General features: G+C 40.9%; 4 protein-coding genes. 3 read left to right on the top strand and 1 reads right to left on the bottom strand.

Going from position 1 to position 3384, the window contains the following annotated elements; translation table 11 throughout:
- Positions 1-128 precede the first annotated feature (128 nt).
- Complete coding sequence (locus AB6F11_RS21550) at positions 129-1121, bottom strand: hypothetical protein (protein ID WP_104216062.1); 993 nt, start codon at positions 1119-1121, stop codon at positions 129-131.
- Positions 1122-1229: 108 nt separating this feature from the next.
- Here AB6F11_RS21550 and AB6F11_RS21545 point away from each other — a divergent pair, with 108 nt between their 5' ends.
- From AB6F11_RS21545 to AB6F11_RS21535, 3 genes are all read left to right on the top strand, one after another.
- Entirely contained in the window at positions 1230-2258 is a 1029-nt protein-coding gene (locus tag AB6F11_RS21545; protein WP_017041084.1) for an IS110 family transposase, read from the top strand.
- Positions 2259-2698: 440 nt separating this feature from the next.
- Positions 2699-2941 carry a type II toxin-antitoxin system Phd/YefM family antitoxin gene (locus AB6F11_RS21540; RefSeq protein ID WP_045957228.1) on the top strand — a complete coding sequence of 81 codons (243 nt, stop codon included), beginning with the start codon at positions 2699-2701 and terminating at the stop codon, positions 2939-2941.
- Positions 2942-2947: 6 nt separating this feature from the next.
- Positions 2948-3244: a type II toxin-antitoxin system RelE/ParE family toxin gene (locus AB6F11_RS21535; RefSeq protein WP_025794194.1), complete on the top strand. Its 297-nt coding sequence runs from the start codon at positions 2948-2950 to the stop codon at positions 3242-3244.
- The last annotated feature ends 140 nt before the right edge of the window (positions 3245-3384 follow it).

Below are 3384 nucleotides of genomic sequence, written 5' to 3'. Positions count from 1 at the left end.
AACATAAGTTTAGCGGATGTTTGACAACCGGGGGAATCCATGTAGCCGCATTAAGGTGTGAGCGGCGCTTGGCTATACTTGAGCGAAGCGAAGCTGCCAAGCGTTGCGAATCAATCTTAAATGCATTGTTAGTTGTTTGTTTCTACCGAAAGTCCCATTTCACTCATACCGATTTTCAAAAGCAACTCTTTTAGCTCATTAGCAAAAATAACTTTCACTGAATTGTCTAAGTCAGCAACACTCAAGTTTTGCTCCTTTTTACACTTAGTAACAATCACATACTTATCAATAAGGACTAAACCCTCATTTTTCCAGTAATCATCAGCCTTTGAAATTTGTTTAACGGCATATCCTGACATGTAACCAGAGTAGTCTTTAACTTGAATAGCTATTGCATACTGAAAATCAGATAAGCCGGGGAACTTAATTAAAATGTCCGTACCATGTTGCTTTTCTAAAATCCCCCCCGTGCGTTCTACGACTATTGGGGCTGGGTATATTTTTTTGAGTCCCTCAACCAGAGCATATTCCCACTCTTCATTTGATAAGTTCGCATTCAACCGGTCATATACTTCATTAGAAAATTTTTCCGGGTCGAAGCTATTTGACAGGCTATCTGTCAAAATACTGTGGAAGCGATTTGTAAAACTAACTTCATTTCTTAATTCAGAGTCTTCTTTTTCGATGACTCGCTCAATAGCTTCAGCACAATGACCAACACTCCAAAACCTTGATACATTTTTTAATGTAGAACGAATGTCACCTGATATTGATTCATTTTTTCTTACGAATTGTTTAATTAGTTTAGCAGGGAAAATATGTCCATAATCACCAAGGTTTTGATCAATTTCATATCTGTACCCTTTATCAAAATCCTCGGTAGCTTCTACTACTGCAACTTCGTTCCATGTAGGAAGTCGTGGTATTAGTAAAATATCTCCCTTTTTAACTTTATTAAAAATTGGAAGATTTCGTTTTGCCCCACTATCCATTTCCAGATTATTCAAGCACTGTTTAGGATCCCATCCCCAACCTTGGCGCAACCGTCCCTGCTCTAACTCAGAACGAAAGAAGTCAATTTTGTTTTTATTTATTCTGTAACCCCAATAATTCCTACCCATAATTCCCTCGATATTTATTTAAACAACTAACGAATGATATGGACTCCCTCTACCTGACACTCTGCGTGCCATACTTACTTAGTACACGCTGAAGAACTGGAGGTTACTATGTCCACCATTCAAACTATTGGCGTTGACCTTGCCAAGAATGTGTTCAGTATTCACGGCGTTGATGCATATGGCAAGTGCGTCCTACGCAAAACTGTCAAAAGAAACAAACTCTTAGACACATTCGCGAAGTTACCTCCCTGCCTCATCGGTATGGAGGCGTGCTCTGGTGCACACCACTGGGCGAGAGAGCTACTGAAACTAGGTCATAACCCGAAAATTATGGCGTCCAAATTCGTTATTCCATATCGACAAAATGAGAAGAACGATGCCAATGACGCAGAGGCCATCTGTGAAGCGGTATCTAGACCCAAAACACGATTTGTCTCTATAAAAAGTGAAGAGCAACAAGCTGTGCTTTGCCTGCACCGTATTCGACAGGGGCTAATTAAAACAAGAACGGCGACTATTAACCAGCTCAGAGGTTTGCTTTCCGAATTTGGTATTGTGATGCCTCAGGGGCGCTACTCGGCTCAAAACACTATTGGTAGTGTCCTTGAAGATGCAGAAAATGGTTTGCCTATACTCGCTCGAGAGCTACTTCAAGATCTATCGAACAAGATTCAACACCTTAACCTAGAAGTATTGCACTATGATCGTAGAGTCTCTGCTTTAGTTCGTGAGATGGCTTCAGCCAAAGCGCTCATGGATATTCCAGGTGTCGGTGAACACAGTGCAAGTGCCATTGTCGCAACCGTCAATGACGCCAAACAATTTGGCTCTAGCCGCCAATTTGCCGCTTGGATAGGGTTGGTTCCAAGACAATACTCAACAGGTGGTCATGTTCATCTTGGTCGCATCAGCAAAAGAGGCGAAAAACATATTCGCACTCTACTTATTCATGGCGCAAGAGCCGTTATTGCACGATGTAAAGAGAAAACCGATCGCAACAGTATTTGGTTAAATCAACTCGTTGAACGACGAGGTTATAAACGAGCAGCTGTCGCCCTAGCAGCAAAAAACGCTCGTATAATATGGGCATTATTAACAACAGGAAAAGAGTACAAGATTAACTATGTAAACGGTTAACACTCACCGAGTCAAAGCAATAGCAAATGATGACAATACGACCAGACCGAGATGCCTAAACCTGTTTAATTGGGAAGTAATAAATACTGTTTAACGAATGAGGCTGGCATCAAGCGAATATCATCAAGGTAACGGAACGATTCCGATTAAACACCGAATGTAGAGCTGCTGTCCGATCCACTGTTGTCAGCGGGAGCTATTGTTGACAAAAGAGGGAGTCCATGTAGCCCAATTAAGGGGTGAACAACGCTACCACCTAACCTTAAAGCATTGTGCCATAAACACTAAATTTGAAGTAGAAGCAAAAATGCCGAGCGTTGTGAATCCCTCTTAAATTGCTTGTTAGTTTACCCTTCGCACAAATCGCACGATTTAATTATATTGACCATTTTGTGCGACAAACTATAATATTGCTGTAATTCCAAATTTGGAGATTGAGTATGCACACACTAACAGCAAATGATGCAAAGCGTAACTTTGGTGAGCTGCTTCTAAGCGCCCAACGTGAGCCAGTAAAGATTAGCAAAAACAGTAAAGATGCCGTAGTAGTAATGTCTATCAAAGACTATGAAGAACTAGAGGCAATGAAAACTGATTACCTTAAACATTGTTTCGAGTCAGCTAAACAAGACTTAGCACAAGGCAATGTAGTTGATGGTGAAGATTTCCTAAGCGCCTTGTAACCCACTATGCAAAAGAATAAATACAAACTAAGTAAATTGGCTCAGGCTCATTTACGAAAAATTAAAAGCTATACCGTCAACAACTTTTCTGAAATGCAGTGGAACAACTATAAAGACACATTGCTAACTGGGTTTCAAATGCTTGCCGACAATCCAGCCGTAGGTCGCAGTTGCGATGAGATTTATCCAAGCGGTTTCTATTTTCCGGTAGGAAAACACACAGCTTACTTTACAAAAGAAGACGGTTTTATTTTAGTTGTGGCTGTACTTGGTCAATCACAACTCCCACAAAACCACTTGTAGCTAAGACATCACCCGAAGTAAAAACTAGGGTGATGATCTTGATTGGTAAACTAACGAATGACATGGATTCCCCCTACCGAGGATCTGATCCGCACCATAAGTTTTGGACACTGAGTTAAGTGAGTACAATCACTAACGAG

This window comes from Vibrio sp. 10N.247.311.14, assembly GCF_041467715.1.
Classification (GTDB): domain Bacteria; phylum Pseudomonadota; class Gammaproteobacteria; order Enterobacterales; family Vibrionaceae; genus Vibrio; species Vibrio crassostreae_C.
Note: the sequence above shows the minus strand (reverse complement) of the source record. Positions and strands in the feature narration are given on the sequence as shown.